Annotated in this window: 7 protein-coding genes and 1 pseudogene; all 8 read left to right on the top strand. The window is 38.4% G+C overall.

Annotated features, from left to right (window positions below):
- Positions 1-14: 14 nt before the first annotated feature.
- The 8 genes and pseudogenes from NPX36_RS04775 to NPX36_RS04745 all read left to right on the top strand — a co-directional run bounded on the left by NPX36_RS04775 (position 15) and on the right by NPX36_RS04745 (position 11,766).
- A complete protein-coding gene (locus tag NPX36_RS04775; protein WP_257500273.1) occupies positions 15-773 on the top strand; it encodes a LytR/AlgR family response regulator transcription factor in 759 nt (252 codons plus the stop codon).
- A 554-nt stretch (positions 774-1,327) separates the two neighbouring features.
- Positions 1,328-1,669 carry a helix-turn-helix domain-containing protein gene (locus tag NPX36_RS04770; protein ID WP_317618270.1) on the top strand — a complete coding sequence of 114 codons (342 nt, stop codon included), beginning with the start codon at positions 1,328-1,330 and terminating at the stop codon, positions 1,667-1,669.
- A complete protein-coding gene (locus NPX36_RS04765) occupies positions 1,639-1,992 on the top strand; it encodes a helix-turn-helix domain-containing protein (protein WP_257500271.1) in 354 nt (117 codons plus the stop codon). Before NPX36_RS04770 ends, NPX36_RS04765 begins: the two co-directional genes overlap by 31 nt.
- 119 nt (positions 1,993-2,111) lie before the next feature.
- Complete coding sequence (locus NPX36_RS04760) at positions 2,112-2,393, top strand: hypothetical protein (RefSeq protein WP_257500270.1); 282 nt, start codon at positions 2,112-2,114, stop codon at positions 2,391-2,393.
- The gene (locus NPX36_RS04755; RefSeq protein WP_257500269.1) at positions 2,390-8,725 is read left to right on the top strand and encodes an HYR-like domain-containing protein; all 6,336 of its coding nucleotides are present in this window, start codon (positions 2,390-2,392) and stop codon (positions 8,723-8,725) included. Before NPX36_RS04760 ends, NPX36_RS04755 begins: the two co-directional genes overlap by 4 nt.
- 30 nt (positions 8,726-8,755) lie before the next feature.
- Positions 8,756-8,830 (top strand): annotated as a pseudogene (locus tag NPX36_RS14420) (HYR-like domain-containing protein); the annotation flags it as partial.
- 30 nt (positions 8,831-8,860) lie between these two features.
- On the top strand, positions 8,861-10,741 hold the full coding sequence (locus NPX36_RS04750; protein WP_257500268.1) for a gliding motility-associated C-terminal domain-containing protein: 1,881 nt from the start codon (positions 8,861-8,863) through the stop codon (positions 10,739-10,741).
- 92 nt (positions 10,742-10,833) lie between these two features.
- Positions 10,834-11,766: a PorP/SprF family type IX secretion system membrane protein gene (locus NPX36_RS04745; RefSeq protein ID WP_257500267.1), complete on the top strand. Its 933-nt coding sequence runs from the start codon at positions 10,834-10,836 to the stop codon at positions 11,764-11,766.

Here is an 11,766-nt window from a genome sequence, read left to right as displayed (position 1 = left end):
TAATAATTATAATCATGCAAACGTATTCAGCAGTAATTGTAGATGACGAAAAAACAAGTATCAATTTAATAAAATATTTCATAAACAAATACATTCCAAATATTCACATTGTTGGTTTAGCAGATACAGTTGATAATGGGAAAAAAATTATAAATCATTATAAACCAGATATATGTGTTTTAGATATTCAGTTAAAAAATAAAAATGTTTTTGAATTATTAGACCAGATTGATTACAGTGAAACCGAAATAATATTCATTACCGCATTTAGCGAATATGCGCTTAAAGCTTTCAAATATAATGCAATAGATTATATAATGAAACCTATTTCTATCGAGGATCTTACAACAGCTTTCGAAAAATGCATACAGCGAATTGAAGAACGCAAACTTTTTGAACAAAGCACACACAGTACACAAAACCATAACAGCAATCAAAAAAACGACACAATCTCTATTGTATCAACCGATAAAGTAGATACAATTAAGAAAGCAGATATTCTTTTTTGCAAATCAGATGGCCGATACACTACTTTTTATTTAAAGAACAATCGGCAAATTGTGGCCAGTAAAAATTTAGGCGAATACGAGCAATTATTCGCAAATGATTATTTTTTTAGAATACATCACTCCTATATTGTAAATCTAGACAATTTAATGCTTATCAGTAAAAAAGAGAACAATTATTTTTGTGACATGATCAACAATTACAGTTTACCAATAGCTAAAAGAAGAATTGAAAGCCTACGGGTTTTTATGAAAATGAATAAATAAGTGGTTTTTAAAACAAAAGCAATAGACAGCAGTTACCTCTTTTCTTTTGTATAAACAGTTCAAATAAAAGTAAAATCCTTTATTATTTTTGATATACTAACTCTTTTTGCAATACAGCATTCCTCCTTTTATCTCTGTGTGTTAGTGTAACCAAAACCACTTTGCAAACACTATTTATTTTGAAGCACCAATATCTTTGATAACTCATTTAGTAACAAAGCTGTTGCAGTATTAAAAAAGCATTTTTTTCTGAGTACCTTCTACATACCCTTAGAACAAATTCTACATTTTATCGCCACTAGTTACTTTGTTGACCGTCTATTACATAGATTTTGTTTAAAAAGATATAATTTTTAAATATTTGTTAAGTTTTTACATGTAAAATATAGTATTAATAACAAAATTAAGTAAAAAATAGCATAAACATAGTATTAATTTATCTGGAATAAGAACAAGACCAATAAATTTTGAATATTAAAAACATACATATAGGCACATTTATAAAAAAACTGTATGAGGAACGCAATATTCCAATAGACCGTGTGTGCAATTTTATGAAATGTGAAGAAGAAGATATTTTTGAAATGTTTCAATACAAAACGCTTGATACTGATAGATTACTAAGATGGTGCAAGCTTTTAGAATATGATTTTTTCAGGCTTTATTCACAACATTTAATATTATATACATCAAAAAAACACTTTGTAAATAAAAGTACATCGAAAAGCAGCCAAGTGCCACAATTTAAAAAGAATATATACACCAAAGAGATTATAGACTATTTATTAGACCTTATACGCACTAACCAAAAAACAGTAACTGAAATAATAAAAGAATATAAAATACCAAAAACAACTTTATACAGATGGATACAAAAATACCCAACCAACAGTTAAAAACAGGGCCAGATTTTGGAAAGATTTTCAGAGACATGGCAGCCAATAAAAAAATAGAAACTCCTTTAGATTTTGCCGAAAAGCAAAATTGGAGCAGTCTAGATGTAATCAAAATAAACGATATGTTTTTTGCTTCCAAACAAAATGATAGTCAAATGTTTAATCAAAGTCATCGCGCCTATGATGCAGCCTCTGTGAAACAAATTCTTAATTATCAAAAAAAGCATGGATTAAATAATTCTGAAATTTCCAAAATGTTCAAACTAAGTAGAAATACGTTAGCAAAATGGAAAAAAATGGATCTATACAGAAACAACAACTAGTGCATTGCACATTAAAAACACATGTATGTTGTTATTAAAAATCCTAGCAGATTCCTTTTTAAAACATACAAATTTAATATGAATAACAAACAAACCTTTAAATATTGATTAAAAATTCTATGAAAAAAAGTACCATGTTTTTTTTATGCTTCTTTTTTTCTTTACTGTTTCCAATGGCTTATGCAGCACCTCCAAACCACTCTTTTGGTGTGCCAAACCACACAGTATATGCAAAAAAACAAGCATTAAATATAGTTGAAACAAAGACAACTTCTTTTAACAACTATATGTTTTTGAAAAAAGCGTATTTGCACCACCATATGGCTTTTATGGTTGATACAAATGGAGCAATTACCCCTAATTTATTCGATAGCTTTAATAGTAAAAATACAAGCTTATGAAAAATGTTTATCTAACAAAATGGCTGTTTGCTTTATGCTTCACAGCCTTTATAAGTACTATTGGTATTGCGCAATGTAACATCAATAGTTTTACCGCAACACCCGTAAATGGTATTTGTACACAAGATGGACAAGTACAAATTGCCATTCCTGGTGCAGCTACCTGCAGTGGTGGGAACGCCGTTTCCGCAACCATTAGAGTAGCGGGCGGAACGACCGACTTAGACTTTCAAGTATTATCAACTACAGGTACAGCTACTTTTAGTAATTTAGCACCTGGTAGTTATGATATTCGGTTAATACAAAATGGTGTTACCGTGGGACCACAAACCGTAACGGTGGGTTCTAGCTACGTGCCTTTTACCGTATCTTTCGATGAAATACTTGGCGAAACCTGCCGGGCAACCGATCAGTTCTATGGACCCGATGGTTCGGTGACAGCAAGTGTAAACCGCCCTACAACGGGTACTTATACCTACGAAATTCAATCATTAGGCTTAACTTCTGGACCCATTACAGCTCAAACCTATACCTTTGATAATTTACCTTCGGGCAACTATGTATTAACCATCACCGAAAACGTGGCGGGCTGTTCTGCAGGTATCGGTTCTGGTTTTACCATCGACCCTTATACAGGGACTACTTTGCCAAGCGGTCCTTATACTGGGCCAGCTGGTTTTATGCTTGTGCAAAATGCAGATTGTTCTGGATGGTATATTAGAGTTGTTACTGTAGATGGAAGATTTTTGGGTGATAACGAAAACAGAAGTAGAATTTTGGGACCTAATGGTTCTTTAACCATTTCTTATGGAGGTAACACCTATAATGCAATTAGCGGTCAACTTCCTGAATTTAACAATAATTCAGTAGTTTATTTCGAAAATATTCCACCCAATACAACCGTAGTTTTTGAAGCAAATGACGGCTGTAACACCCGTACACAAAGCTACACTACGCCAGCAATAAATACAGATTTTTTATATCTAGATCAGCGTTCAACTTATAGCTCTGAAGTGTGTGGAACAGTAAATTATATAGTGGTTAATGAAAGAAATACCGGTGGAGTAGGTTGGGCTTATCAATCAAGTTATCCCGTAACTTATAATATTTATCACGAGCAACCTTTGGGTAGTGGTAATTGGGTTCAAATAAATCCTAATCAGAATTTTAATACTCATAATTCAGATGCAGGTCGAGAGTTTCCCAATACAACCTCTTTCCCTTTACCATATAATTTCATTAATGGTGAAAGTTACCGTCTAGAACAAGTGAATTCTTGCAGAACAATTACACGAGATTTTATTTTTAATGAACCAGCAGCTATAAACCCGCTGGATCAAGCTACTTTAGTCCCTAGGATTTCTATTTTAGAAGGTACAGCAGGTTTTGGGATAAATAGAGGTTCAAGCTATGTAGGTTTTGACAATATCTTTAATGAACTAAGTTTTACGATTAATCGGGTAGATGGGATGACCTCTTATACCTATCCAAATACCGATCCTTATAATTACGGAGATGAGCGAGATGGGGTAACCATTAATTTTCCTTATACCTTAACTCATAATTACAACTTGGGGTTTGTTAGGCCTTCGTTTATTAATTTGCCTTTAGGTGAATATGAAGTAACCATTACCGATGTTAGTTGTAATTATTCGGTGGTTCGTACAATCAATTTAACAGATCCCATTTTATATGATCCTGTATTTGAAGCCGAACCTGTATCTTGCGGATCGTTTAATGTAAACTATGATTTAGGTAGAAACAGAACAGGTGATTTCGGTTTCCTAGCAAACACCAGATTAAGAAATGCTGCTACGAATACTATTGTGGCACAAAGCGGTACTTCTAGTGCGGAAAGAGAAAGCGGTACGTTTACAAATATTTCTCCTGGTACATATAGGGTAGAGTATTATATAAGATCTGCTTCTATTTATCAGAATCATGATTTAGCAGGCATACCAAATAATACGTTTAATAACGGAAGTACGCCTTATTTATTAATTTCAGAAGATTTGGTAATAGACCCACTACCAGCATTAACATTTTCTACCACCAATTTGTTTTGTGATCCTTCGAACAGCAATACAGGCATCATCGCAATTCAAACAAGTGGTACACCAATAGGTTCTATTACCTATAGTTTGTGGAATAGTACAGCAAATCCTGATACCGATGCACCCTTACAAACATACAATACCACAGACTTAACAGAAACAGCACATGCTTTCCAAAATCTTGCAGCTGGTACATACGTTGTTCGTGTATTTACAGATTGTGGTTTTACCGAACAAACAGTAAATTTAGCAAATGGCAATACGGTATTCCCATCGCCATCGTCTAATCCGGCTACAGTTTGTGTAAGCGATAATCAAACTACTTTGAGCATTAGTTTGCCAAGCAGTACGTTTGATATTGAGTGGTATGAAGGCGCAACTTTAATCGGAACAGGAAATTTAGTTACAGTAAGCCCTACCGTTACTACTACTTATACGGTTAATTATGAACTTTCTGGTTCATTGGGTTGTACAAATCCTTTCCAAGCTTCTGAGGATGTTACAGTAACGGTAACACCTGATATCACTTTAGATGCACTACAAACAACAACTTGTGCAGCAGATGGATTAAGCTATACTGTTTCAGCAACCGTAAGTGGCACAGCACCTTTCACAGCAACCGGAACCGGAGCACCTGGTACATGGGTTGATAACGGAAACGGAACCTATACATGGACATCAGATGCCATCACAGCAGGAACAGATTACAACATTTCTATTGCAGATAGTGGTGTATGTGATGCTTTAGTTGTTGCAGGTGCTTCACCAGTTTGTTGTGTATTTGAAGTTACTTGCCCAACCTTCGCTGCTCAAAACGCACAATGCTATGCTGATGTTCCTACACAAACTAGCTACACCGAAGCCGAATTTGAAGCTTTAGGTAATGCAGATGGTGTTATCGGAGATATACCTTGTGGCGTAATCGAAATTACAGCAACCAATAGTGCAGATACAGGTACTTGTCCGCAAACAGTTACACGTACTTATACCGTTACGGAGTATGAAGACACCAATAACAATGGTGTACGTGATGCAGGAGAAGATACAGTATTAAACACGGTTGACTGTACACAAACATATAATGTACAAGACACCACCGCACCAACATTTGATGTGGCTCCACCAACCACTCCATTAACAGTTTCTTGCGCGAGTGAGATACCAAATGATTTGGTTGTTACTGCATCCGATAATTGCGATACTGATGTAGAAGTATTCATTCGCGATATAGAAACAGCAAGAAATTGTCCGGGTAATTATGTAATAGAACGTACCTATATAGCAGTAGATGCTTGTGGCAACACAACAGAATCTGCGCCACGCACAATTACCGTAGAAGACAACCAAGGACCAACTTTTAATGAAACTCTTCCTCAAGATCTAACACTTAGTTGTGAAGACAGCATACCGGCAGCAGTTACATTAACAGGTACAGAAAGTTGTGTATTTACCACAGATGCAGGATTTTTAAGCAATCCTTTAGCTAAGTTTATCAACTTAGGAGATGCAATGGCAGGCTACAACACGAATACCGGGTCACCGTACGGCGTTGTTTTCCAAAACTTACCGGTATTAAATTATATAGATACCCCAAGTGCATTAGACCAAACCTATTTTGCAGGAGTTACATTTAGTTTAGAAACCTATGTATTAGATCCGTCTTTACCAAGCAGTGTTATTACCACCGCAGGCAACGGTATCAGATTTTACAATGCGGGTTATAGAATTACTTTGTCTAGCCCACAATTAGCTTCTACAGAAGGTAACGTTCAAATGGTAGCCGGAGAAAAAGTGAACTTTAAGTCAAATGATCCAAATGCGAATCTATTTTTCGATAGCACATATAGTACCGATTATCCACACCCTGATTTTTATGTAAAACCAACAACAACCGGTTATGAAATTGAAAATAGAGGGGCAACCAATTTAAACTCGATTTATCAAATATTTTCAGGAACAGACATTACAGAGTTCGAGATAGAAAGTGAAGGCGTAACAAACGGAAGTACCTTTTTCTTGTATCTATTCAACCCATTAGTAGAAGCAGATTTTGAAGAAAATAGAATTGACGGTACATGTCCTGAAGACTATACATTAGAAAGAATATGGACATTAACAGATGCCTGTGGTAACAGTGATTCAGTTTCGCAAACCATCACCATTCAAGACACCACTGCACCAACATTTGATGTGGTTCCACCAACCACTCCATTAACAGTTTCTTGCGCGAGTGAGATACCAAATGATTTGGTTGTTACTGCATCCGATAATTGCGATACTGATGTAGAAGTATTCATTCGCGATATAGAAACAGCAAGAAATTGTCCGGGTAATTATGTAATAGAACGTACCTATATAGCAGTAGATGCTTGTGGCAACACAACAGAATCTGCGCCACGCACAATTACAGTAGAAGACAACCAAGGACCAACTTTTAATGAAACTCTTCCTCAAGATCTAACACTTAGTTGTGAAGACAGCATACCGGCAGCAGTTACATTAACAGGTACAGAAAGTTGTGTATTTACCACAGATGCAGGATTTTTAAGCAATCCTTTAGCTAAGTTTATCAACTTAGGAGATGCAATGGCAGGATACAACACGAATACCGGGTCACCGTACGGCGTTGTTTTTCAAGACTTACCAGTGTTAGATTATATTGACAATCCAAGCGATTTAGATCAAACATATTTTGCTGGCGTTACATTTAGTTTAGAAACCTATGTATTAGATCCATCTTTGCCAAGTAGCGTAATCACTACGCCAAACAAAGGTATTAGATTTGTAAATTCAGGGTACAGAATAAATTTATCGAGTCCACAATTAGCTTCTACAGAAGGTAACGTTCAAATGGTAGTCGGAGAAAAAGTGAACTTTAAGTCAAATGATCCAAATGCGAATCTATTTTTCGATAGCACATATAGTACCGATTATCCACACCCTGATTTTTATGTAAAACCAACAACAACCGGTTATGAAATAGAGAACAAAGGGACAACAAATTTAAACTCGATTTATCAAATATTTTCAGGAACTGATATTACGGAATTTGAGATAGAAAGTGAAGGCGTAACAAACGGAAGTACCTTTTTCTTGTATCTATTCAACCCATTAGTAGAAGCAGATTTTGAAGAAAATAGAATTGACGGTACATGTCCTGAAGACTATACATTAGAAAGAATATGGACATTAACAGATAGCTGTGGAAACACGCAAAGCTATACACAAAATATTTTTGTAACTGTAGAAGATTTCACTTTACCATCAAACGAATCGTCAACAGTAGCATGTATATCAGAAGCAGTAGCACCTGCATTACCTGAGGTAACAGACAGTTGTGGCAACGTATTGACACCAAGTGCTCCGGTAATATCAGCGGCACCTTCATGTGAAGGAGATATAAGCTACACCTACACTTACACCGATTGTCAAGGGAACAGCCACGATTGGGTTTACACCTACACCATTGAGCGTGCAGATTTCACGATGCCAGCCAATGGAATGTCAGCGGTAGCATGTCCTGCAGACGCGGTAGCACCGGTATTACCTGTAGTAAGGGACAACTGCGGCAATGTATTAACACCAAGTGCTGCGGTAGTAACCGAGTTACCCACACCGATATGTGAAGGAATAATCAGTTATACCTATACCTACACAGATTGTGAAGGCAACAGCCACGATTGGGTTCACACGTATATAGTAGAGCGTAAAGACTTCAGTGTACCGGCAAACGGCTCATCCACGGTAGCATGTATATCAGCAGCAGTAGCACCAACCAGCTTACCAACGGTAACTGATAACTGCGGAAATGTATTAACGCCGGTAAGTTCCTTTATAGGGGGTACATACGACGGATGTTCTGGAACGCGTACTTACAACTACCAATACCAGGATTGTGAAGGCTACTCGCATATTTGGACCTACGAATACACGATAAGTGCACCGGTAGTGACTCTACCTGCAAATGGGTCATCTACGGTATCATGTGCATCCGAAGCACAAGTAGTACCAGTAGCCCCAATGGTAACCGACAACTGTGGAAGATTCCTAATAGGATTTTTAACCAATGTATCGGCAACACCATCATGTGCAGGCACTCAAGGTATATACCTATACCTATGTAGATTGTACCGGAACGCCATACACTTGGGAATACACCTATACCATTTCGGCACCAACGGTAATTTTACCAGCCAACGATCATCAACGGTAGCTTGTGTGGCTGATGCGGTAGCTCCAACTGCTCCAACAGTAGTTGACAACTGCGGCAGAGCATAACGGGCGTATTAAACAAATACAGATGCAGACCCTGCATGTGCAGGCACAAAAGCATACACCTATACCTATACAGATTGTACAGGAACACCATATACATGGACACATACCTATACAATAAGTGCCCCGGTAGTTACTATGCCAGCCAACGGCTCATCAACGGTAGCATGTCCGTCCGATGTAGCAGCACCAACAGTTCCAACGGTAACCGACAACTGTGGCAATGTATTAGCACCAAGTGCACCTGTAATTTCACAAGAACCAACGTGTGAAGGCGCTATAACTTATACCTACACGTTTACAGATTGTGAAGGAACTACGCACGATTGGACGCATACGTTCACCATTGAAAGAGAAGATTTCTCCGTACCAGCTAATACTGCATCAACAGTAGCATGTGCATCTGCTATTACGGCACCAACAGTGCCAACGGTAACAGACAATTGCGGAAACGTATTAACACCAAGTGCCCCAGTAATTTCACAAGAACCAGCGTGTGAAGGCGCTATAACTTATACCTACACGTTTACAGATTGTGAAGGAAATACGCACCCTTGGACGCATACCTTCACCATTGAAAGAGAAGATTTCACGCTACCTGCCAATGGTTCAGAAACGGTATCATGTATAAGCGCAGCAGTGGCACCGGTATTACCAACGGTAACCGATAACTGTGGCAATGTATTAACACCGGTTTTCAGTTTCGAAGGAGGAACCTACGACGGATGTGAAGGCACAAGAACTTTCAATTATGAATATAAAGATTGTGCCAACCATACACAAACGTGGGTATATACCTATATCATTGAAGCAGAAGACTTCACCTTACCTGCAAACGGATCATCAACGGTAGCATGTGCTTCAGAGATTGTAGCACCTGCTGTACCAACGGTAACCGATAATTGCGGGAATGTATTAACGGCAAGTGCCCCGGTAGTTTCAGCTCTTCCAAGTTGTGAAGGCGATGTAACTTATACCTACACGTTTACTGATTGCCAAGGCAACAGCCACGATTGGGTGTACACCTACACCATTGAAGATACGGTTGCGCCAACAGGAACTGCACCATCCGATTTAACATTAGAATGTATGAGTGCTATACCAGCGGCAGATGCAGCAGCTATCTTAGATGAGGCCGACAACTGCAACGGAAGTGTTACCGTAACGGTATCCGACACAGATAATGGAGGCAGTGGATGTTTAGGCAATGCCTATATCATCACCAGAACCTATACGTTAACAGATTGTGCAGGCAACCAAACCGATTTGGTACAAACCATCACGGTAGAAGACAGCACCGGTCCGGAATTTGTAGAAGTTTTACCAATGGATATCACCTTGGAATGCAGCGATTCGTTACCAGCGGTAGCAGAACTCACAGCCGTTGACAACTGTGGTACAGCAACAGTAAGCTTTAACGAAGAGCGTACAGAAGGTTCATGTCCAAATAGTTATACATTAGAAAGAACATGGACAGCAACAGATCAGTGCGGCAACACCACTACACACACCCAAGTGATAACAGTGGAAGACACCACCGCTCCTGAATTTGTAGGCCCTATGCCAAATAGAGAAGTATTCATGCGATGCGAAGACTTTGAACCGGCAGAAATCTTAACAGCCGTTGACAATTGTGGAGCAGCAAGTGTTCGCTCATACGATGAGAAGATAGAAGGCGATTGTGAAGCGAAGTATGACATTTTAAGAACATGGGTTGCAACAGACGCATGTGGAAATGAGACCAGTTATACGCAAACAATTCATTTATCGTGTCCAGTAGAAATATTTAATGCAGTAACTCCAAACGGTGACGGCATGAATGATGAGTTAATTTTGAAAGGAATCAATTGTTACCCGGGCAACGTTGTAGAAGTATACAACCGTTGTTATTGTTGTATTTGGGTATACACCACACAAGAGATTACAACTCACAAGGCAACACCTTTAAAGGATATTCCGAAGGAAGAGCCACAGTTAGTAAGCAATCAAAATTACCATCAGGAACATATTATTACGTAGTTAAGTACACGTTTGATTTAGGCAATGGAATCCAATATCCAACCGAACAAGCCGGCTACTTACATTTGGAGAATAACGAATAATAAATGGATATGAATATTTCAAAAAACATAAACAGATTATTGTTGGGAGTATTATTGTTGGGATGTGCAAAAGCACATTCCCAACAAGACCCCCAGTACACGAATTACATGTACAACACGATCAACATCAACCCGGCTTATGCAGGTAGCAGAGGCGCCTTGAGCATCTTTGGTTTGCACCGCAGCCAATGGGTAGGATTAGAAGGCGCACCAACGACCAATTCGTTTTCCATAAACACCCCTATAGCCGAGAGTAAAGTAGGTTTGGGAGTAAGCTTTGTAAACGACAGGTTAGGGGTGACCGATGAAAACACGTTAAGTGTAGATTTCTCGTACACCTTAGATTTAAACAACCGCGGCAGCAAGCTAAGCTTCGGCTTAAAAGGATCAGCCAATATGCTGAATGTAGCTTATTCTAGGCTGAACAAATACAACCCGAACGATCCGCAGATCCTTACAGACATCAACAACCAATTCACTCCAAACATAGGAGCGGGTGTTTATTGGCATAACGAACAAACGTATGTAGGATTATCGGTACCCCATTTTTTAGAAACCACGCGCTACGACGACAACGTACAAAGCACGATGCAGCAAAAGATGCACTATTATTTAATGGGAGGTCACGTATTTGAGTTGAACCCGATGTTGAAGTTTAAACCGGCATTTTTGTTAAAAGCAGTAGAAGGCGCACCTTTACAGGCTGATATCACAGGGAATTTCTTAATCAACGAGAAGTTTACTTTAGGAGCTGCTTATCGCTGGGATGCCGCATGGAGTGCCTTGGCAGGCTTCCAGGTAACCGACGGATTATTTATAGGCTATAGCTACGACAGCGACATCAAAGCCTTGAGAAATTACAACAACGGCTCACACGAGATTTTTATGCGCTTTGAATTGTTTAACAAATACCGCCGCGTGAACTCGCCGCGTTTCTTCTAA

Source organism: Paenimyroides aestuarii (genome assembly GCF_024628805.1).
Classification (GTDB): domain Bacteria; phylum Bacteroidota; class Bacteroidia; order Flavobacteriales; family Flavobacteriaceae; genus Flavobacterium; species Flavobacterium aestuarii_A.
The sequence above is the reverse complement of the archived record's forward strand: the minus strand, read 5'-3'. Positions and strand labels throughout refer to the sequence as shown.